The 20324-nt window shown below is 36.6% G+C and carries 17 protein-coding genes and 1 tRNA gene; 9 read left to right on the top strand and 9 right to left on the bottom strand.

Annotated features, from left to right (window positions below):
- Positions 1-306 precede the first annotated feature (306 nt).
- Together gcvH and gcvT are read right to left on the bottom strand one after the other, a co-directional pair.
- Entirely contained in the window at positions 307-696 is a 390-nt protein-coding gene (gene gcvH, locus PN450_RS22275; protein WP_148760359.1) for a glycine cleavage system protein GcvH, read from the bottom strand.
- 76 nt (positions 697-772) lie between these two features.
- Positions 773-1957, bottom strand: coding sequence for a glycine cleavage system aminomethyltransferase GcvT (gene gcvT / locus PN450_RS22270; protein WP_015080300.1), 1185 nt, complete (start codon positions 1955-1957; stop codon positions 773-775).
- Between the two features lie 148 nt (positions 1958-2105).
- Between gcvT and PN450_RS22265 the strand changes: the two genes are divergently transcribed.
- The 4 genes from PN450_RS22265 (at position 2106) to phnE (ending at position 5769) form a co-directional block, all read left to right on the top strand.
- A complete protein-coding gene (locus PN450_RS22265) occupies positions 2106-2603 on the top strand; it encodes a pentapeptide repeat-containing protein (protein ID WP_148760357.1) in 498 nt (165 codons plus the stop codon).
- 491 nt (positions 2604-3094) lie between these two features.
- On the top strand, positions 3095-4066 hold the full coding sequence (locus tag PN450_RS22260; RefSeq protein ID WP_271837585.1) for a phosphate/phosphite/phosphonate ABC transporter substrate-binding protein: 972 nt from the start codon (positions 3095-3097) through the stop codon (positions 4064-4066).
- Positions 4067-4164: 98 nt separating this feature from the next.
- Positions 4165-4941, top strand: a complete 777-nt coding sequence (locus tag PN450_RS22255; protein WP_148760353.1) for a phosphonate ABC transporter ATP-binding protein — start codon at positions 4165-4167, stop codon at positions 4939-4941.
- 33 nt (positions 4942-4974) lie between these two features.
- Complete coding sequence (gene phnE / locus PN450_RS22250) at positions 4975-5769, top strand: phosphonate ABC transporter, permease protein PhnE (RefSeq protein ID WP_271822630.1); 795 nt, start codon at positions 4975-4977, stop codon at positions 5767-5769.
- A gap of 96 nt (positions 5770-5865) precedes the next feature.
- Here phnE and PN450_RS22245 read toward each other — a convergent pair whose 3' ends face one another.
- The 7 genes from PN450_RS22245 to alr form a co-directional block, all read right to left on the bottom strand.
- Positions 5866-6675 (bottom strand): alpha/beta fold hydrolase, encoded by an 810-nt coding sequence (locus PN450_RS22245; protein ID WP_148760349.1) that lies wholly within the window; start codon positions 6673-6675, stop codon positions 5866-5868.
- A gap of 94 nt (positions 6676-6769) precedes the next feature.
- Positions 6770-7237, bottom strand: a complete 468-nt coding sequence (locus PN450_RS22240; RefSeq protein WP_174782899.1) for an NUDIX hydrolase — start codon at positions 7235-7237, stop codon at positions 6770-6772.
- A gap of 69 nt (positions 7238-7306) precedes the next feature.
- Complete coding sequence (locus PN450_RS22235; RefSeq protein ID WP_271837584.1) at positions 7307-10216, bottom strand: hybrid sensor histidine kinase/response regulator; 2910 nt, start codon at positions 10214-10216, stop codon at positions 7307-7309.
- A 50-nt stretch (positions 10217-10266) separates the two neighbouring features.
- On the bottom strand, positions 10267-12891 hold the full coding sequence (locus PN450_RS22230; protein WP_271837583.1) for a methyl-accepting chemotaxis protein: 2625 nt from the start codon (positions 12889-12891) through the stop codon (positions 10267-10269).
- 60 nt (positions 12892-12951) lie between these two features.
- Positions 12952-13452, bottom strand: coding sequence for a chemotaxis protein CheW (locus PN450_RS22225; RefSeq protein WP_015080291.1), 501 nt, complete (start codon positions 13450-13452; stop codon positions 12952-12954).
- 182 nt (positions 13453-13634) lie between these two features.
- Positions 13635-13716, bottom strand: a tRNA-Leu gene (locus PN450_RS22220).
- An 84-nt stretch (positions 13717-13800) separates the two neighbouring features.
- A complete protein-coding gene (gene alr / locus PN450_RS22215) occupies positions 13801-14988 on the bottom strand; it encodes an alanine racemase (RefSeq protein WP_148760343.1) in 1188 nt (395 codons plus the stop codon).
- A 379-nt stretch (positions 14989-15367) separates the two neighbouring features.
- Here alr and PN450_RS22210 point away from each other — a divergent pair, with 379 nt between their 5' ends.
- The 5 genes from PN450_RS22210 to sixA all read left to right on the top strand — a co-directional run bounded on the left by PN450_RS22210 (position 15368) and on the right by sixA (position 20257).
- Positions 15368-15865 (top strand): HNH endonuclease, encoded by a 498-nt coding sequence (locus PN450_RS22210; RefSeq protein WP_168632120.1) that lies wholly within the window; start codon positions 15368-15370, stop codon positions 15863-15865.
- Positions 15866-16518: 653 nt separating this feature from the next.
- Positions 16519-17808 carry a DHH family phosphoesterase gene (locus PN450_RS22205; protein WP_148760339.1) on the top strand — a complete coding sequence of 430 codons (1290 nt, stop codon included), beginning with the start codon at positions 16519-16521 and terminating at the stop codon, positions 17806-17808.
- A 194-nt stretch (positions 17809-18002) separates the two neighbouring features.
- A complete protein-coding gene (locus tag PN450_RS22200; protein WP_271837582.1) occupies positions 18003-18413 on the top strand; it encodes a RusA family crossover junction endodeoxyribonuclease in 411 nt (136 codons plus the stop codon).
- The gene (locus PN450_RS22195; RefSeq protein WP_271837581.1) at positions 18410-19636 is read left to right on the top strand and encodes a hypothetical protein; all 1227 of its coding nucleotides are present in this window, start codon (positions 18410-18412) and stop codon (positions 19634-19636) included. The genes PN450_RS22200 and PN450_RS22195 overlap by 4 nt, the downstream gene beginning before the upstream one ends.
- A gap of 126 nt (positions 19637-19762) precedes the next feature.
- The gene (gene sixA / locus PN450_RS22190; RefSeq protein ID WP_271837580.1) at positions 19763-20257 is read left to right on the top strand and encodes a phosphohistidine phosphatase SixA; all 495 of its coding nucleotides are present in this window, start codon (positions 19763-19765) and stop codon (positions 20255-20257) included.
- Positions 20258-20324: the final 67 nt, after the last annotated feature.

The following is a 20324-nucleotide window of genomic DNA, read 5'->3' as shown; positions in this document are numbered from 1 at the left end:
TTAGGTTCAACAGGGTTTTATCTTGCTCACGAGTTAAAAATACCCTTAAACGAGCGCCCATATTTTAATCACCTCAGTAGATTGATTTTCCGTATTTACTTATCTTTACATAGTTTGATTTCTTTGCGCCAACTTACTTATCTCAGCTTTTCAAGTTGCGAAAAAAGCCGAAGCAGACTGTAGCTAAAAACTTTATACAGATAAAAATCTTGATGCGTCTGGGTTGTAGGTTTATTCAGCAAACCCTATGTAGAGACGTTACTGGGAAACATCTCTACATTTTGAGTAATATGAATGTTAAATTATTTACTCACCTTCTACCAAAGCGCGATATCCATCTGCTGTCATAGCGTCTTCTATTTCAGCAGCATCATTAATACGCACTTTAATCAACCAACCTTCTCCATAGGGATCTTCTGCTATATCTTCAGGAGAGTCAATTACAGCTTGATTCCGTTCTATGACAGTACCGCTGATTGGTGAATTCAGGTGTTCTACGGCTTTTACTGATTCAATTGTACCAAATTGGTCATTTAGAGTGATAACATCATTAATTTCTGGCAGTTCCAAAAAAACAATATCACCTAATTGATCAACAGCAAATTCGGAAATACCGATAGTAGCAATGTCGCCATCTAGACGAACATATTCATGGGTGTCTAAGTATCGCAAATCCTGGGGATATTCAAAAGACATATCACGTTCTCTGTTAAAAAAATAGTGTTACAACAGTAACCTAAACCACATTATTCCTCAAAAACCGCAAAGATTATCAGTTAGGAACACGATTCTTTGAGCGATAAAATGGGCGTTTTACAACTACCGCAGGATAAGCCTTGCCGCGAATTTCCACATCTAGCTGCTGCTTGAGGGTTGCTAACTGGGTGGGAACATAAGCTAAGGCTATGGGATAACCAAGCGTAGGTGAGAGAGTACCACTTGTTACTTCGCCTACCACCTGATCTGATGATAATACGGGGTAGCCGTGGCGAGCAATATTTCGTCCTTGTGTTTGCAAACCTACGAGTTTACGGGACATTCCTTGGGCTTTTTGCTGTATTAAAACTTCCCGACCAATGAAATCACCTTTAGTATCTAAATGTACTAACCAACCCAAACCAGCTTCTAGCGGTGTGGTGGTATCATCAATATCTTGCCCATAAAGTGCCATTGCCGCTTCTAAACGCAATGTATCTCTACAACCAAGTCCGCAAGGCACAACACCAAGATCATATAAACTCTGCCACAAATCTATACCCACTGATGAATCTACCATCACCTCAAAACCATCTTCGCCAGTGTACCCTGTCCGGGCGAGGAATGCGTGTTTTCCGAAAATGGTTGTTTCTAAATGCCCGAAAGCCTTAATAGGTGATAAGTCTGCTGAAATTAAGGATTGCAGAGAATGAGTAGCTGTTGGGCCTTGAACAGCAATTAAGATTTTATCCTGTGACAGGTCTTGAAATTTAACTACATCAAGATCAAGATGTGCCAATAGCCATTGTTTGTCTTTGTCGGTAGTTGAGGCGTTAACAATGATGACTAGATTTTGCTTACCAGCACTGTCTGTATCCTGGTAATAAATAATGATGTCGTCAATGATTCCGCCCTGGGGGTTAAGTAAGACGGTATATTGCGCTTGTCCAGGCTGTAAACGACTTAAATCGGAAGGAACTAAATACTCAAGTTGGGAAATCAGGTTTTTACCTTGGAGGGTAAATTTGCCCATGTGAGAAATATCGAACATTCCCGCAGTATTTCTGACAGCGTGGTGTTCTTGGGTGATACCGCTGTATTGTATGGGCATTTCCCAGCCCCCAAAGCTGGTGAATCTGGCTTTGAGTTCTACACCCATTTGATATAAAGGGGTTCGCGTCAGAGATTGGGAGGCAGCGCGGTCTTGGGGGTTTCCCCCATGAGCGACTGCCGACAGGGGAGTATTTTCTTGATTAGCCACAGGTGGTTATTTATATTTACTTGGGATAGCACCTCAACATTTATCTATCCTACGGGATTGCTGGTAATTTAGCAGAGAATTACTTCTGCATCCTTCCTGCGGTTTAATGATTAATAGTGGAATTGTTGAGATTTATTAAGCAAAGATTATGAAGTATCGCTCAATATTAGCTAGTCTGATTTTAGCCTTAGTGTTGTTTGTGTTTCCCTTATCAGCGCAAGCTGCAAGCTCTTCGAGTGTAACTAATTCTCTTACTAACAAGGGAGTCGGGGGGAAGGACTTTTCTGGACAAAGTTTAATTGGGATTGAGTTTACAAGTGTGAAATTAGAGAATACTAATTTTAACAATGCTGATTTACGTGGTGCTGTATTTAACGGTACTTTACTGGATACTGTGAATTTTCACGGTGTAGATTTTAGTCAAGGTATTGCTTATTTATCAAGATTCAAAAATTCTGATTTAAGTGATGCAGTTTTTACAGAAGCCATGATGTTGCGTTCCACTTTTGATCAGGTTGATGTTACTGGTGCTGATTTTACCAATGCAATTCTAGATATGATACAGGTAAAAAAAATCTGTATTAATGCCAGTGGTGTAAATTCTAAAACAGGTGTAGATACTCGTGCATCTTTAGGATGTAAGTAAAACCCCAGGGTTATGAATTTTAGTCTCACGCCAAGGCGCAAAGGCGCAAAGGGAAGAGATTTAAAGGTTAAAGGTTTGAAAAAGCCTTGATTCGTAGGTTGGGTTGAACAAAGACCAAACCCAACTTCAGGCACTAAGTAGGTGAACAGAATAAAACCAATCTGTGTAAAGAAACGTAAAATCGCCCAAAATCTCTTCACCCTTGCCTCAAGCCTAGTGCCATAACGACAATTTTCAATGCTAACCTACTTAAAACCAAAAAATGCGTTGGGTTGCGCTGTCGCTTAACCCAACCTACGAACAATGGCGAAGGTATTAATATTCAGTGCATTTTTAATAGAATTGGTATAAAAATCCGATAAAAAGATTTTTAACACTGTTATGAATAATTCTTTTTTTTGCTTATTGACTTTTATTATTAAAAAAGCTAAGGTTTTTTATGGTAATAATTGCAAGTAATTCGCAAAAATATTCTAATTGGAGTTAAAAAAATGACAATAAATAAAAAGGAATTTTGGGGGATTAGTGGAGGGCTGTTAGCCTTGACGGGAATGGCTTTGAGTGGTTTGGGTTCTATGCAAATAGCCGTAGCTAACCCCTTGAAAAATCAACCAGCACCACGCTTAGTTGCTCAGAAAATGAACCCTTTAACTATAGTTTTTCCTAGTCGTTCTGATTCCACAGACTTGCAAAATAAAGCTAATAATGTGGCTGCTTTTTTATCTCAGGAGTTAGGGATACCTGTTAAAGCGCAAGTAGGTGATGAGACAGCCGCAGTAGAAGCTTTAAGAGCAAATCGGGCTGATGTAGCGTTTTTAAGTAGCCGTCCGGCTTTAAAGGCTGAACAATTAGCAAATTCTCGGTTATATTTGGCTGAAGTTCGCAAAAATTACTCTGGTAGGTATACTTATAATTCTATTTTTGTTGTTCCCAATAATAGCCAATTAAAACGTAAAAATTCTCCAAAAGCAACTTTAGAACAACTCAGAGGAAAAACTATTGCTTTTACTTCTCCAACATCTGGTTCTGGGTTTATTTTTCCCGTAAGTGAGTTAGTTAAACAGGGTTTTGTCCCTAACCGCGATCGCTTGGATAGCTTCTTTGGTAAAGTTAGTTATGGTGGAAATTATAGTAAAGCCTTAGATGCTGTAGTTAGAGGTCAAGCAGATGTAGCGGTAGTCTCAGAATATGCTCTTTTCCCTCCCTATTTGGCGGCTGAGAATAGAGATAAAGTCAGGATATTACATAAAATTTCTGGTGTTCCGGCTCATGGTATTGCGATTGATGATGATGTCCCAGTTATCATTAGAGAAAAGCTAATTAATGCTTTATTAAAGTTAAACAAATCCGAAAATAATCAGTTACTAAGCAGTTTATATAATTCCACAGAATTGGTAAGAGTTGATCATAATCGTCATCTTCAACCAGTGCGGGAAGCCCTGAAAAATGCGGGGATGGAATAATCTTTAAAGGTCAGCATTCAGAATTAGGAATATTGGGAATAAAATTCTTAATTCTGACAAAATTATCATTTTCTGATGAAATTTTCACAAAACTAACCATGACTCCTTTCTCTGAAGTAATTACAAATTATCATTTATCTAAAAGTAACGTGAATTTTATTGAATGTTGTCATTTAGAAACAGATTATATTGCATCTCTACACCGGCCAATTTTAAATAATATCAATTGCCAAATTAATCAAGGTGAATTTGTCGTATTGTTAGGATTGAATGGGGCTGGTAAATCAACATTATTGAAATCACTTGTGGGTTTAGTTCCCTTAGTTAAGGGAGAAATTACAATTAATGGTGTTTCTGTGGGTGATCAAAACTTACCGCAAATTCGTCGAGATGTGGGAATGTTATTTCAAGGAGGGGGATTAATTCGTCAATTATCAGCAATTGATAATGTTTTATGTGGAAAATTGGGAGTGAGAAAGACGAGACAAACTTTATGGGGATTTCCGCAATGCGATCGCACATTAGCCTTAGAATTATTAATACAATTAGGTTTAAGAGAGCAAATATATCAAAAAACTAGTCAATTGAGTGGTGGACAACAACAAAAAGTAGCAATTGCTAGAGCATTAATGCAATCTCCACAAATACTTTTAGCCGATGAACCTACCACAGGTTTAGATGTGGTAGCCTCACAACAAGTCATGACAACTTTATCAGAATTGCATCAACAAGGATTAACTATTATTACCGTTTTACATGATTTAGCACTAGCTACAGAATACGCTCAAAGGGCAATAATTCTAGATAGTGGAAAAGTAGTTTATGATGGTAAATGTGAAAATTTACAAGCGCAATTTTCATCACATATCATTTAAGAAAGTTGAATTTATATTTAGTTATTAAAAACAATGAAAAAAATTTCTAATTCACAAATTTTTCATCGTTATCCTTGGCTTATTCCCTCACTTGTATTTCTATTGATGATAGGAGTTTACATTTGGGCATTACAAGGATTACAAGTTGATCTTAAATTATTAAAAGATAGCTTTCCTTTCATAATAGACTTTATTTCTCGGTTATTTCCTCCCAACTTACAAGTTTTAGATATTGCTATTAAAGGATTAATTGAAACCGTGCAAATGTCTGTCTGGGGAACATCCCTAGGTGCAGTTTTATCATTACCAATTGCCATAGCCAGTTCTAATAATATCGCCCCTTTATGGCTAAGATGGATAGCAAACCTACTGCAAAATGCTGTTCGTTCCGTACCTTCAATTATCTTAGGTTTAATCTTTGTTGCTGCTACAGGTTTAGGCGCACCTGCTGGAACATTGGCATTGTCAATATATACTATTGGTTATCTTGCTAAATTTTATCAACAAGCAATAGAATCTGTAGATCATCGTTCCTTAGAATCTTTACAGGTAATTGGGGCATCGAAAATACAAATTGTCCAGTATGGGATATTACCCCAAATATTACCTTTAGGATTAGGTTACACCCTGTGGATGTTTGAATATAATATTCGTGCTGCTTCGGTTTTAGGAGTAGTTGGTGCTGGGGGAATAGGGTTTCAATTAAAAAGCTATATAGATGGTTTTGAATATACCAAAGCCACAACCATGATGTTAGTGCTATTAGTAGTGGTCACAGTTATTGACTGGTTTAGTAGTAAGTTACGCCGATATTTAGAGTCAATCTAGTCTTAATCTCAATGATCACTTTCCTAGATTTAAGACTATTCTTCCTTCTTTCTTCTTCTTTCTTCTTCCTCCTGACTCCTGACTCCTGACTCCTGACTACTTATTAATAAAATCCCAAATAGCTTCAGCAACAACCCCAGCACAAGTTTCTGGTAAATTACTTTCCCCATGAGCAATATTATGTAACTGAACTTGAGGAATTAATCGAGCATAAGTATTACTTTTCGATATAGCAGTTTTTGTATCTTGACTACCTTGTAAAATCAAACAGGGAACTTTAATTTCTGGTAAGTAGTTTTCTAATAATTCTGCTTCTATTTCTGGTTTCTTGCGGTTAAAAAGTAATTGACAAGCCGTAGAGGATTGTAATAATTCTCTTCTTAATTCTAAATCTTTAACAATTCTTTCTTCCCAACCAATCAATCTCATCAGCGGCAGAATGAAGCGTAAAAATTTAATTATCAATGGTGAACAGTTAAATAACCGCCGTCTTTTTTGCCATTCCTTTTTTTGTCCTTTTGCTGCGACACCCTCCGGCGCTAACAATATTAAACCAGATATTTGCTCTGGATATTTTAAAGCATAACTAGCCGCAATCCAACCACCAAGAGAATTACCAACTAAATAGACTTTTTCTAATTTCAAAGCTTCTAAAAAATCAGCTAAACACTCGACTTGCAAATCTATAGAATGGTGAATATTAGGATTTGCTGATTCACCAAAACCTAGCAAATCTGGTGAGAAGCAATGGATATTTTTAGCCAATAGTTCCATTATCGATACCCATTCACTGCCATCATTCCATGCACCATGTAGAAAAATCATGGGTATTCCTGTACCAACTTCACGCCAAAACAGTACCCCTTGACTAAGTTTGATTCGGGAGTTACGAAATAAAAGATTCATTTTAATTTACTAATTTAGTTGTCTAAGTTGGGCAATTTTTAATTATAGACTTTGGATTTAATTTTCAAACCCAAAATCTTTCATCTTTGATATTTTATGCAAGTGTTGTTAAGCCATTTAAATAGTCTTGCAACTGACGAAAATGATCATGAGACATATCTGGTTTTGGTAAAGAACTAGGAGGAAAAGCTTGAATTTCCATGACTTCTAAGGAATCTGTTATTGCCATTTTTCCCTGAACTTCGACTTCAACAGTAATACAGATAGAATGAATCCGAGGATCACGATTTGGTGAAGAGTAAACTCCCACTAAACGGCGAATTGTGACCACTTCTAGCCCTGTTTCCTCCATCAATTCCCGACGGACTGCATGAGGAACATCTTCTCCCCAATCCACCATACCACCAGGCAATGACCAACGACCATCATCCTTTCTTCTAATGAGAACAATCTGACCATCAGGTAAAATGGGGATAATACTTGTACCAGTAATGGGGTGGCGGAATATAATACCCAGTACCGTTTGTCCAAAGTGCCATAAGCCCCGTGTGGACTGAATCATTGGTTTAAAAACAGCCAAAATTTTCAAATTTAAAATTGCTTTATTGTATTTTATATATTTTTAATTCAATCATGTTGTTTCTGCAATCTGGAAAATTATTTCTTCTAATGTCCTTAATAATTCTTGCTCATTATATGGTTTAGAAAAATAGGCTTTTGCCCCTAATTGCATAGCTAACTGACGATGTTTACTACTACTACGGGAAGTTAACATGGCTACAGGAATATTTCTTAACTCTGTATTGTTATTAATCCGCTCTAAAAAGCTATAACCATCAATACGGGGCATTTCAATATCACAAATTACCGCTTGCACTTGTAAACCACTTTCCAGCTTTTCTAAAGCTTCTTGACCATCTTTAGCTTGTTCTACTTGATACCCACCTTTTTCGAGAGTTAGGGCGAGGTAACGGCGGACATTAATGGAATCATCAACAATTAAAATTACCCCTTTTTGGCGACTAGGTTGTTTGACAGTTGCTACTTTTGGCGGTTTGAGGAATGCAGTTTGTAATCTAGTTGTTGGTAATTTATTACTGATATGGGGACGTTCACCTGTTGTAATCCATAAGACTAAATCATTAGTATTAATCAGGGGAACTACTCGACCATCACCAAGAATTGTACAGTTATTAAACCCACTGGGAAGGGGAATATTACCTTCTACTTGACGAATAGCTACCTCTTGCTCACCCCAGCAGCGTTCTACTTGAACTGCGACCTGTTGATGATCATGTTTGACTATCAATACACTTATAGCATTAATGATCGGCAAAGTTTCTAATTCCAGGTTATTGTAGCGGGAGCAGTTAAACTCAAAGTAACTATTTAGACGCAGCAATGGTAATTGATGGTTTTGCCAGTTAATAAATTCTTTGCCGTCTAGGAAGAAGATTTGCTCCTGTTCTAGGAGGAAAATTTCCTCGATTACGTCTGTAAAAAATGCTAACACTAAGCGATCGCTCTCAACCAATAAAACCCGCGCGACTGACAAGGTAAATGGGACTGATAAAGTAAATTTTGTCCCCACTCCGGCTTGGGTGTCAACATTCACATCTCCTCGCGCTAATTTCAGGTTATTACGGACTACATCCATGCCTACTCCCCGACCAGATAAAGCTGTTACCTGTTCCGAGGTGCTAAATCCTGGCTCAAAAATCAATGATAGTAGTTCTTCATCACTAGCGCTCGCCAATAAAGAATCATCCAAACCCATTTTTGAAGCGCGGTGACGAATTTTTTCTAAAGAAATACCTTGACCATCATCACGGACAGTAATAATTGTGCGATTACTATGATAAACTGCCTTCATTTCAATCAACCCTTGTTCGGGTTTTCCTTGAGTTTTACGAGTAGTAGAATCTTCAATTCCATGATCAAAAGCATTGCGTAACAAGTGCATTAAAGGCTCATTTAAAGCCTCTAAAATACCTCTTTCAATTAAAGTATTTCCACCTTCAATTTTCAACTGCACATTTTTTCCATATTCAACATTTAAATCTCTAATAGCTCTAGGAAAACGTTCCAATAAATCAGAAAAAGGACGCATTCTCACCTGAGTTAATTGTCTTTGCAATTGTTTAGAAGTTTTATTCAGTTTTCGCGCTATTTGGTCTGTATCATCCACACTTAATTGGATATCACTGGTAACTTCTGCAACTTGAACAATAGTTTCCATGACATTTTGAGATAAAAGATTCAATTTTTGATAGCTATCTTGTTCTATAAAATTATTTTCTGTTCCTTGATTACCATGATTAGCTGATTCCTCTACCAGATGATTATGAGTTATCATTTTTGTATAAGCTGTTCGCAGTTCTTGATTTTCTTGATCAAGAATTTGGACTCTTTGACTGAGATTACGCACCAATTTACGTAATCTTTCCATTTGCACATTTAACCCATTACGTTGAATAATCACTTCTCCAAACAAATCATTAATTTTCTCTAAATGTTTACTAGGAACTCTAACTGTATTTTCCTGATTTTCTCTTTCTTTAGGAAATAAATGAATATCAGTTTTGCGTTCGGTATATTTGTAATCTATTGGCAGATTCTCTGAAGCCAATCCGCTATCAGCACTAACAAAATCAGCACTTTCTGGAGATAATTCGACATTTTCTAATAATTGAAAATCAGAAATAGCTGATTTATTTAATAAATAATCCTGTTTATTTAATGGCTCAGGAAGATTATGATTAATAACTTTACCAAAATCAATTCTTGTTGGTAAATTACCTCGAAGATTACTTAATACTAAAGTTTGAGATTGTCGCCATGCTTTTAATGCTAAATCAGCAATTTCCACAGCACTATCAGGATCAGTTTCTAAGTAATGACTAACTGATTGACATAGTTGGGTAAATGCCGTTAATTGCAGCATTTCTCCTAACCCACCTAACTCAGTTGCCATCATTACTAACTCTGCTCTTAATCCCGATTTGTTACTATTTTTTAATCTAGCTTCTAGGTGTTGTAAATACTCTTCAACTTCAGTTTCAAATAATAAAGGAATAATTTCTGGATCATCTTCTGATGATAGTAAAGTTGTGATATCTTCTGGGGTAGGTTCACCTAAACGCTCATAAAGTTCGTCAAAAATTGGGTAACAAAATTTTCCTAACCAACTATCATCTAAATCATTACCCTTGGCCAGTAATTCCACAATCTGTCGCAACCAATCAACACTAGATAGTAATAAACTTTGTAAATGAGTATCAAGTTCCAAGGAATCTTTCTGAGTCTTTAAAACTTTAAAAGCATCTTCCAATTTATGAGCTAAATCACTTAATACCCGAAATCCCATCATAGCTGCTCCACCTTTAATAGAATGAGCGGCTCGCATAGCAGCATTAATATGTTCTAGTTCGATGCGTTTACTGGTGTCAATTTCCAGTAATATTCCTTCTAAAGTATTGAGATAATCAGTTGCTTCTTCCAGAAATTGCATCTGGATTTCTAATTCTTTATCTTTCGTCATTAGTCATTAGTCCTTAGTCATTAGTTATTAATTCAGAACAAATGAGAATATCAATTAGGTGGAAAAGTCTCAATAGTATCTTTTAACTCCTGAGAAATATCTACTACTTTTTGTAAAGATTGGGAAACCTCAAGAGAATTATCACTATTACGGGCTGATATAATAGTAATATCCTTAATAGTTTGACTAACAATTTGTGATGTTTGGACTTGAGATGTAGTAGAAATCAAAATTGACTGAACTAAGGTATTTATTTGCTGTGATCCATTAACAATTTGTTGTAAACTATGTTTGGCATCTTCGATAATATGGCTACTTTGAGTAACTTGATTAGTTCCCATGATCATTGTTTTTAATACTTCACCAGTTTCTCGTTGAATTTTCTCAATTATTTCCTCAATTTCTTGAGTTGCGGCTGCACTTCTGGCGGCTAATTCTCCTACTTCTTCAGCTACTACCGCAAACCCTTGACCCTCTTCCCCGGCTCTTGCAGCTTCAATTCCGGCATTAATTGCTAATAGATTAGTTTGCATAGCAATTTGATTAACTACAGAAACTACACGGGAAATTTGTTGGGAAGATTCTCCTAACCGTCTGACCTTTTTAGCTATTTCATCAACTGTTTCTTGGACAGAGAAAATATTTTGCAATGTTAAATCCATCGCTGCTTCAGTTTTAGTAGCCCTATGGTTAGCATCATTAACAATGGTAACAGCTTGTTGTGCTATATCAGCTACAGATTGAATAGCAATAGTCATATTGTCAATGGTTTCTAAGCTTAGGTGTATTTTTTCAGGTTCGATAATTGCTTCTGTTGTGAATTTTTCCAAATAAACATTTACTTCACCAATAGCTTGTTGAATTTGATTGACAATTTGCTGAATACTATTCTGAAAATTCTGGAGTTCTGAAGTGTCTTGATTAGTGTTTGTCTGACTATGTGCTTTTAATCTTTTTATCTCTACTAGTAAATGGGATTGTTCTAAAGCATAGCCAATTTGTGTAGCAATTTGGGTCAAAAAATTAATTTCTTCAGATTGCCAAATATGAAAATTATGGCAATGATGAGCAATCAAAAATCCTTGAATTTCTCCATGACTTAAAATTGGTGCTGTTAAACTGCTTTGCACAGAAAATTTCTTTAACCACTCGATATAACTACGCGTTAAACTTGACTCTTGTTCAATATTTGATATTGCCTCAAATTGACTATTTTTACCAAGTTCTCGCCAGTGGGAATCATTGTTATATACACCGAGCATTTTTTGGTAATCATCAATTACTGATTCAGCAATTACCTTAACAGCTTGGGTTTTTCGATGCAGTTTATAAACGATAACTCTGTCTGTTTTTAGAACTTGACTAACTTCGGAAATGGCAGTTTGATAAATAACCTCAGACTGAAGATTTAGACGAATTTTTCTAGTAATTTCTAGGAATAATTTTAGCCATTCAATTTCTTTTTCTTGTTCCTCTTCTTTATTAAATACATCTAAATGTATTTGCTCTTGAATTTCCTTAGAGGATATTATAGATGTACTAAAAATTTTAGAATTAATCCACTGACCTAACCAAGCTATAAACAACGTCATCAATAATGCAATTAATGGTGTTGTACTAGCAATTAATGTCAAAAATTCTCTCTGCGGCTTAAAGGCAATTGCTGCATCTTTCGCCACAAGTAACTGCCAATTGATATTCGGTAAACCTGATAATATTGGCAATGGTACATAACTAATGAGTTGCTGCTTTTGATTATTTTTGGACCTGGCTGTAAATGTATCAATATTTTTCGCATTCAAAACATTAGTTAAACTAGGATATATACCTATCAACTTCTCACCAACTAAATTTTGATCGGAACTAATTAAAATTCTTCCTGTTCCATCTAAAAAATAATATTGATTAGTCTCATCTATATAACTTTTTATTACTGGTTCTAAAGCCTTTACAGGCATACGGGTTCTGACTATACCAATAGTATTACCCCGAATTGGATCTTTAATTGGTGCAGCTATATAAATTACTGCGCCTATATTTTTAACTATTTCTGCTTGACTAATAATAGGAGTATTTTGTTTGATTACTTCTTGAAAATAGATCCGTTGTTTTTCGGAAATTAAAGATTCTCCGGCTGATTGAATAATCACTTTTCCATTAAGATCAAATACAGCGACACTATCATAAACCTTAACAGTTTTTATCAAGCGATCCAAGGATGCTTGTGTTTCTATATTAATGATGCTGACATCAACTTTACTTGTTTTCCTAGATTTTTCTGATCCGGCTTTGTTTCCAGAATTAGCAGGACTTAAAAAAGATATACCAGATAATACTTGAATATCTCCATAACGTTGTCCAATAAAATTATTAACTTTATCACTCAAGTTAATTGCTTTAGTTTCTTGGGATGTAATAATTTGCTTTGTAATTAATTTGCTCCCAAAAAGATAAGTGATCGCCCCAATTCCCAAAACTGGTAAAGTACCAATAGCTATGGATAAAATTATAGCTTTTGTACTCAATTTAAATTGTCGTAAATATCCTATTCCCTGATGCCACACCCTATTATAACTAGAATTTTCTCCTCTAATATCAACAACTTTTGCTGAAGAAATTAAAGATGCGTTATTTTGAGAATTGCCACTTTGTTTGATATCAGTTTTATTCAACATATATTCCTCACACCACATTTATAAAATAAAAAAATTACCCCTTCTTCCGAGTATTAATTATTAGTTAATACCAAGAATATCCGAACGTAAAATATGCACTGCATCTAATACCAATAAAATTTCTTCCTGTTGCACCACACAACCACACAAGTAAGGTACTAAACTAGATGCTACTTGTCCTACGGGAGAACGAATATCATCAGCAATAAACTTAGTTGTGCCTTTAATTTCTTGGACAACTAAACCCAAAATCATTGATTCTATTTGAATAACAATGATATTATACTGACGCAACCGATGATCGAGACATTCTAAATTAAACATCTTAGGTAAATCAACTACCCAAATTATATGACTGCGCCAATTCATCAATCCTAATATACAAGCGGGCATATTCGGAATAGCTGTAACCGATGTCACAGGTACAACAACTGCTTCTTGAGTATGAGCAATGGATAAAACAGCACCAGTTTGTTGATTAAGTTGAAATTTAAGATAGCCATTTTCTCGGCTGTTGTATACGGCTGCTTGATGATTAAAGTCAATGTGTAATTTTTTCATGGGCGAGTATTATGAACATTAATTTATGGGGTTATATAGCAATACCTTTGCTGTTTTTTTTTGTAAAATATATGTCTAAAATCACTCTGCTATGTTTTGATCAATGAGTATAATATACACAAAAAAGCACTATCAGGATTTAATTTTCCTGAGTGCCTTTAATTTGGCTATTTATTTAAAAGTGCGGATAAAAGGACTTGAACCTTCACTCCTTTCGGAACTAGAACCTAAATCTAGCGCGTCTGCCAATTTCGCCATATCCGCATCAATACCTTACCTTAGCACAATAAAATATTTATGGCAATAGGTAAAAATACAAAATTTAAAATCAGGGTATGGGGTATTGCTCTACATCACAGCTACACGAGGTAGACGGTGCTTGAAGCCGCAAAGAATTTCCCAAGAAATGGTATTGAGGCAATTTGCCCAATCATCAGCGGATATTTGTTCTTTTCCTTGTTCTCCTAGCAAAGTGACGATTTCCCCTTCTTGCAAATCGGGGATGGAACTCACATCTAACATAATTTGATCCATGGTAATTGCACCAATTTGTGGCACACGCTGTCCACGGATTAACACCTGCATTTGGTTAGAAAGATGACGAGGAACTCCATCTGCATAACCAATGCCAACTACAGCCAGACGCATTTCTTGAGGAGCAATAAAATGATGACCATAACTAACTCCAGTTCCTGCGGCTATGGTTTTAACTTGGGTAACTCTAGCTTTGAGTTGTAAAACGGGTTGCAGTTTGATGTGATTTTGTAAGTGATTAGCAGGATAAAGCCCATAAATGGCTAAACCTACCCGCACCATATCATAGTGTAATCTTGAATCTGCCAGGGTAGCGGCTGAGTTGGCTAAATGTAAACTGGGAATTGTGATCCCTTTAGCTTTGATGTGGGCGATCGCCTCTTCAAATCTGCTATGCTGTTCCATCATCACCGTAGCGTCGGGACTATCTGCTGTTGCTAAGTGAGAATAAATACTGGCAATATCTAAATGGGGTAATCCTTGTACCAACTGCACAAACTCCGCCGCTTGTTGCCAATTAGTGCCTAATCTAGACATTCCCGTATCTAATTTGATATGGACAGATAAAGAAGAATTATAGTTAATAGTTTCTAATGTGTTGGAAAATTCTAAAGCTTGCTTAGGACTACAAAGTGTGGGCTGAAGTTGCCAATGAGCGATCGCCTGAATTTGCTCTGGCGTGTTGGTTGCCCCTAAAATTAAAATCGGGGCTTTAATGCCATCTTCCCGCAATTGAATACCTTCAGGAACAGTCGCTACACCTAACCAACCAGCACCCGCTTCTAAGGCAGTTTTAGCAACTGCTACCGCCCCATGTCCATAGGCATCCGCTTTAACAACTGCCATTAATTGGGTGCGTGGTGATAAAAACTTGACCAACTGCTTGACATTATCAGACAACGCCCCTAAATCAATTTCTACCCAAGCCCGCTGAGAAAACCAAGCATAAGTATCACATTCCTGATTGTCAGCAAAAATCGGGGTTTGCTTGCGACTTAACATTGCACTTCACTCCTATCACACCACCGAAAAGCTTCTCACATCCCCTAGAAGCTATATCACTTTAATCAGGAAGTTTAACTTTGATCCGGTAATTTATACAAGATAGTAGCACGAGCAATATTATTAGTGTGTCTGAATACTCAATAATTTTTGGAATTATCAGAAGATAGTTCTTCCTTGTCAAATTTATGATAACAGATTTGAAATCAAAAGTCAACCCCTAAATCCTCTTTTATGGCGATTTTAGGTAAATAAGATCCCGGACTTCTTTAAGAAGTCCGGGATCTGAGTCAAGGACAAAAGTATAAATTATTCTCATATCCCCAGCGGAGTATATTTGTGTTAATATGTGTAAAACTAATACCTTGAGCGCAGATTCATGAGGAAGGTTTTAGTCCTGAACGCCTCTTACGAACCGCTCAACATCACCAGTTGGCGACGTGCCACCGTGTTGTTGATTAAAGGCAAAGCTGAACGCTTAGAATACAACGGTAAATTCCTTTACTCGGATTTTCCCATGCCGACCGTGATCCGGTTGCGCCACTATGTCCGCGTTCCTTATATGGAAATTCCTCTCACTCGGCGAAATATCCTGCATCGTGATAGCCATACCTGTCAATACTGTGGTCACACAGGGGACGGGTTAACTCTCGATCATGTGATACCGAGATCACGAGGAGGTGGAGATACCTGGGAGAATATTACTACTGCTTGTGTACGCTGCAATATCAAAAAAGGCTGTCGTACACCTCAAGAAGCCCGAATGCCTTTGCGTCATTTACCCCGTCAACCTTACAGTAGCCTCTACTTTGAGGTAACGAAGCATCTGAAAAGTGGACTTCACCAGGAGTGGCAAAAGTATGTCATAGGTCTTTGACATTACCCAAAATTAACTACAAAAGTTCAGGTCAAAATTTACCTGTAGATATATCCGTTTGACTAAATAAAGTCAACGATAGTGACTACAAGTAGGGGTTTCACTTGCTTTTGATGAGTATTTATTACAGCTTATGGCAAGTTTCCACTAAGCTGATATTTTCATGTCCGCAGCATCAAACAACCTTAATTTCCAGAATTGGCGTTTTGTCCTTTAAAAAACGATATATAGATAGATTTTGTTCTTAACTGATAATTTGTTACAATTATAAGTGGATGACTTGCCAGCTAGAAATTGAGATGTCAATTTGCACACGGAATGTCCAATATAACACAAGTCAAATAAATATTCAAGATAATTATCAAATTTTTTTCATAAAAATCTGCATATTTGTTTAGACAAAGCCACAAATTATGAGGTTTTATATAACCCAAGAGGTAAAGCGTACCTGATTTTCAGCATCTCTGTAGCACTTGAGGTAGATGTAATAGATCCTTGACTCATGCTATTGACAAAAATAAACCGCCCGACAAAGTGCCAAGACAATTAATTTTAGATTTTTGCCAAGTCTCCTGTAGCTTTACAAGCGCATTATTGCTTGGATTATGCCTGAATGGATACCCCCCTTTCCCCGCTTAAAAATACAGTTACTTATGTACGTGAATTATCCGGCTTCTCAATTTGAGAGTTTATCATTGACCACAGATCCGCATCCAGAGGAAATAGAGAAAGAGAAAGAGAAGGAGAAAGAGCTAATTGAGCTTCCAACTTTAACCCGAACTTCCTTATCATCCTCTAATGGTGATGGAGGTATCTATTTAGTTCAGCGTGGCAATTCTCTAGCATCTCAAAAATCAGAAGAGTTACAGAAAACGCTGCTTGCACATCGCCATGAACGTCAATTAGTGATTTTACAGGATTTTCCCGATCCTGATGCTCTTTCTTGTGCTTGGTCTTACCAACTAATTGCCCAACAGTATGATATTAAGTGTGATATTGTTTACGCGGGAACTTTAAGCCATCAGGAAAATATTGCTTTAGTTAAGCTAACTAATTTACCTGCTCAACGCTGGACGATGCAAACTTTAAAAAATAAAGATTTGTCGTCTTATCAAGGGTTTGTGTTAATTGACAACCAGGGAACTACATCTCAATTATTACCAGCAATCCAACAAGCGGGAATTCCCCTGATAGTGCTGGTGGATCATCATAGTTTACAAGGGGAACTCAAGTCAGAATTTGTTGATGTTCGTCCTTATGTGCGAGCTACAGCCACAATTTTTACTCAATACTTACAAGCAGGATTATTAACTTTAGATAACAGCATTAGCCAGCACGTTAAATGTGCTACAGCTTTAATGCACGGTTTGCGCTCAGATACAAATCGGTTGATGCAAGCCCAAGAAGAAGATTTTATGGCTGCTGGGTATTTGAGCAGGTTTTATGATGCTCAGTTACTAAATGCTATTTTGCAAGCAAATCGTTCTAAGCGGGTGATGGATGTGATCGAGCGATCGCTTAAAAACCGCATCGTTCAAAATAACTTTTCCATAGCTGGTGTTGGTTACTTGCGCTATGATGACCGGGATGCAATTCCCCAAGCCGCTGATTTTCTCGTTACGGAAGAAAATGTGCATACCGCAGTAGTTTATGGAATCGTTCATGATGAAGATGACGAACTAGAAGTGGTGATAGGATCTCTGAGAACCACAAAACTTACTTTAGATCCTGATGAATTTATTAAAGAAGCCTTTGGACAGGATAGCACTGGGCGATTTTTTGGTGGTGGAAGAACGGGTGCAGGAGGCTTTGAAATTCCCATGGGTTTCTTATCTGGTGGTAATGAAAACTCGGCTTATGCCAAAATCAAATGGGAAGTTTTCGACGCACAAATCAAACAGAAATTATTGAGATTGGTGAATCCGAGAGATAATCCAATTTAGTCTTGAAACCGGATTAAAAGACTTGATTGATTTAGGGTTTAGCAGTGCTGAACCCATGCAAATGAATTTAGCTTTTGCTGTCAAAGAAGCAGGTATAAATTTGGTACAATTTAGAAATATGCCAAAGACTTGAGGAGTAAGTTTTGGAAAGTGCTTATAAGTTTGTTAAGTTATAATCAAGAGATGCACTGGGAATGCCAATAATACCTTTTGAATTTCTCATTTCCAGACGGTCTGTTTCATTACAAGCAAAACCGAAAGGACTGAATGAATGGAAAAATTTTGTTCGTTCTGAAGCCGAAAAGTTTTGGAAAGGTGACAGTCCAATTAAAGTATCTTATCTACAGCTTACGCTAGTTTACATTTGTAGTGATGATTCTCCACCTGATACTGATAACATTATCAAACCAATACAGGATGCACTTATAGGCTTAGTTTATGAAGATGATAATTTAGTATTAGATGTAGATAGTCACCGTCGGTTTATGTCAGATCCGATTGATATAACAAATTTACCTTTATTATTGCGGGAAGGTGCCATCATTGGCGAAGAGTGTGTTTATGTCAAAGTAAGTGAATCTCAACCATTGGAACAATACTTATGATAGACAATACTAAAAGTTTACGTGATGATAAAGTTGAATCTTTGATCAAAAAGTATCGTGATGAAGGATTTACAGTTATACAAAACCCGAAGGCGAATCAATTACCCTTTGATTTGGATAACTATCAACCCGATATTCTTGCTACTAAAAATCAAAATGAATCTGGTTTAATAATTGAAGTAAAAACCAGCATTAGTCCAGTTTCAGTTGAGCGTTTACAATCTGTAGCGGAAGAAATTAGTAGACATCCGGGCTGGCGTTTTTTATTGGTAACACTTGAAGATATAGAAGCCGAATCATTACCTGGAACATCGGAAGAACTACCTTCCTGGGAAGAACTAATCAACTATTTTAGTCAAGTTAGCAAGCTTATTGAAAATAATAATATTGAACCTGCTTTTCTTTTTCTCTGGAGTGTTTTTGAGGGAGCATTAAGAAAAAGAGCAGTTGATGTATCAATTCCTGTTGAACGTTTACCAGTCATAAGATTGCTAAGAACAATGTACTCTTTAGGAGAGTTATCAATTTCTGAATTTGATATTATTCAAGCTTACTTAGAAAAGCGTAATCGTCTGGCTCACGGTTATATTCAGAAGCTAGATTCGGAGGTTTTACATACCTTTATAATGTTGATTGTTAAGTTATTGGGAGAATGGATTCCTGCCATACATAGAAGCCTTTTAAGCAAAACAGTGGCTAGTATGACCGAAAATATTAAGGAAACCACAGCACAAAGAAATCAGAAATTTCAAGAAATATTAGTTTCTGCGTTACACGACTTATCAACCGTACCAACAGAAACAAAGGATAGAACACTGGTAGAGATTAAGGAGATTTCGGATCAAGAAGGATTCACTAATTTTTACAATGAACTTAAACACCTATCTGATGAATATTGGGATCTTTATACTGAATCTAATAATCAACAGCCAAACAAAAATGAAATAGTTTTGGATGATAACGCACAAATAGCACTTGATGCTTTACCAACTCAAGAAAAAGAAAAGATTAGTCATGCTATTAGTTATCTAGAAAAATTTCCTGATTGTTCAGAAATTGAAGTTTCTCAACTGAATTCAAGCTCAGATAATGATTTTATTGCCAAGGTAGGCATATATCGAATCATTTTTGAAGTTCAACCTAAAAAAGTAACTATTATTGATATAGTTAATTACAAACGGATTGAAATATTATATGGATTATTAGCAAAGGCTAAAATATGAGAGATCTAGATTCTTTTGATATAGATATTAATATGAAATTACTAATTTTACCCTCTTCTTTGCGCCTTTGCTTCTTTGCGTCTTTGCGCGAAACAAAAAATCATATAAAAACACCCAACTAAAAACATGGAACTATACTTAATTCGTCACGGCATTGCCGAAGAACATCAACCGAAACTAAAAGACGAAGAACGACAACTCACCCCAGAAGGAAGACAAAAAACCGAGAAAGTCGCTCAAAAATTACTAAAGCTAGAATTACACTTTGATCTAATTCTCACCAGTCCCCTAGTCCGTGCTTACCAAACAGCAGAAATACTCATTGCTGCTGGACTGAGTTCCCAGTTAGAAGCATCAGATCATCTTAGCTTTGATGGTAATATTCAAAATTGGCTACAAGAATGGCTTCAACCTAGAAATTATCCCCAAAAAACCCGACTAGGATTAGTAGGCCATGAGCCTAATTTAAGCCATTGGGCAGAAATTCTCCTGTGGGGAGAAGCAAAAGAGAGCATCATCCTCAAAAAAGCAGGTATGATGGGAATAAAACTACCAGATGATGGTTCAGCTTGGGGTCGTAGTCAAATGTTTTGGTTGACACCACCCAAGTACCTGCTGTAATAGTTGTTACATCTGCAACTTTTGTGGTGAAAATAGTCTCTGGTGAGTTAGCGTGAGCAGATATTTT

This window comes from Dolichospermum lemmermannii CS-548 (genome assembly GCF_028330815.1).
Classification (GTDB): domain Bacteria; phylum Cyanobacteriota; class Cyanobacteriia; order Cyanobacteriales; family Nostocaceae; genus Dolichospermum; species Dolichospermum lemmermannii.
The sequence above is the reverse complement of the archived record's forward strand: the minus strand, read 5'-3'. Positions and strand labels throughout refer to the sequence as shown.